A 1,582-nucleotide genomic window follows, 5' to 3' on the forward strand; every position below is an offset into this window, starting at 1 on the left:
GGCGGCGCGGCCGGCCTGCACCGCACGCCGGAGCAGCCGGCCACGCCGCCCACCGCCCGCACCGCGGAGGAGCTGGTGGCGAGGGTCCGCGCCGACGGCGGCACCGTGGTCGCCACCGGCGGCTGCTTCGACATCCTGCACGCCGGGCACCTGTCCACCCTCCAGGCGGCCCGCCGGCTCGGCGACTGCCTGGTGGTCTGCCTCAACTCCGACCGGAGCGTCCGGCGGCTCAAGGGCCCGGAGCGCCCGGTCAACCGGGAGGAGGACCGGGCCCGGCTGCTGGCGGCGCTGGACTGCGTCGACGCGGTGGTGGTCTTCGACGAGCCCACCCCGCACCAGGTGCTGGCCCGGCTGCGGCCCGACGTGTGGGTCAAGGGCGGCGACTACGCCGGGGACGGCGCGCCGGAGCTGCCCGAGGCCGAACTGGTCCACCGCTGGGGCGGGAAGGTCGTCACCGTCCCCTACCTGGAAGGCCGGTCCACCACCGGCACCATCTCCGCCGCGCGCACGCGCGGCCTCCACCTCGTCAAGGGAGCAGTGTGAGCAGAGACATGAACGGACGCGCAATCCTCGTGACCGGCGGGTCGAGCGGGCTCGGCGCGGCGGTGGTGACGGCGGTGGCCAAGGCCGGCGGCCGGCCGTACGTGCTGGACCGGCAGGCGCCCGCCGACGGGGTGCCCTGGGTCGAGTGCGACCTGGCCGACACCCGGGCCGCCGAGGCGGCCACCCGGCAGCTCGCCGAGCAGGCCGGTGGCCTGGCCGGGGTGGTCACCGCCGCCGGCATGGACGTGCCCGGCAAGCTCGCCGACATCGACGGCGCGACCTGGGACCGGATCGTCACGATCAACCTGCTCGGCACCGCCGCCGTGATCCGGGCGGCCCTGCCCGAGCTGGAACGCGCGCACGGCACCGTGGTCACCGTGGCGTCCACCCTGGGCGTCAAGGCGGTCAGCGACGCCACCGCGTACTGCGCGGCGAAGTTCGGGGTGGTCGGCTTCACCCGGGCGCTCGCCGCCGAGCTGGCCGGCCGGGTGGGCGTCACCCTGCTCATTCCGGGCGGCATGCGGACCGCCTTCTTCGACGAGCGGGACGAGCAGTACAAGCCGGGGCCGGACGCGATCCTCAACGACCCGGCGGACACCGCCGAGGCGGTCATGTTCGCCCTCTCCCAGCCGGCCGGCTGCGCGGTACGGGAGCTGGTGGTCTGCGCCGAGCAGGAGTCGTCGTACCCGTGATCCTTGTACTCCGGGCGCTCGGCGTCGGCGACCTCGCGACCGGGGTGCCGGCGCTGCGCGCACTGCGCGCCGCGTACCCCGGCGAGGAGCTGGCGCTGGTCGCGCCGCGCTGGCTGACCCCGCTGGTCGACCTCGTGGGCGGGGTGGACCGGCTGGTCGAGGCGGACGGGCTGGGCCACCTCCGGTGGTCCGGCCCGCCGCCGGCGCTGGCGGTCAACCTGCACGGCCGAGGCCCGCAGTCACACCGGATGCTGGCCGGCGCCCGGCCGGGCCGGCTGTGGGCGTTCGCCAGTGCCGAGGCGGGGCACGACGGGCCGCCGTGGCGGGCCGACGAGCACGAGGTGGAC

At 76.6% G+C, this 1,582-nt stretch carries 3 protein-coding genes; all 3 read left to right on the forward strand.

The annotated features are described in order from the left end of the window. A partial coding sequence (gene rfaE2 / locus ACWEVO_RS36300; protein WP_452311910.1) for a D-glycero-beta-D-manno-heptose 1-phosphate adenylyltransferase occupies positions 1-543 on the forward strand: 543 nt, incomplete at its 5' end. 8 nt (positions 544-551) lie between these two features. Then, positions 552-1,235: an SDR family oxidoreductase gene (locus ACWEVO_RS36305; RefSeq protein ID WP_452311911.1), complete on the forward strand. Its 684-nt coding sequence runs from the start codon at positions 552-554 to the stop codon at positions 1,233-1,235. Then, positions 1,232-1,582 (forward strand): glycosyltransferase family 9 protein (locus ACWEVO_RS36310; protein ID WP_452311912.1); only part of this gene is annotated, 351 nt, incomplete at its 3' end. The genes ACWEVO_RS36305 and ACWEVO_RS36310, both read left to right, overlap by 4 nt.

This window comes from Micromonospora sp. NPDC003776 (assembly GCF_053605645.1).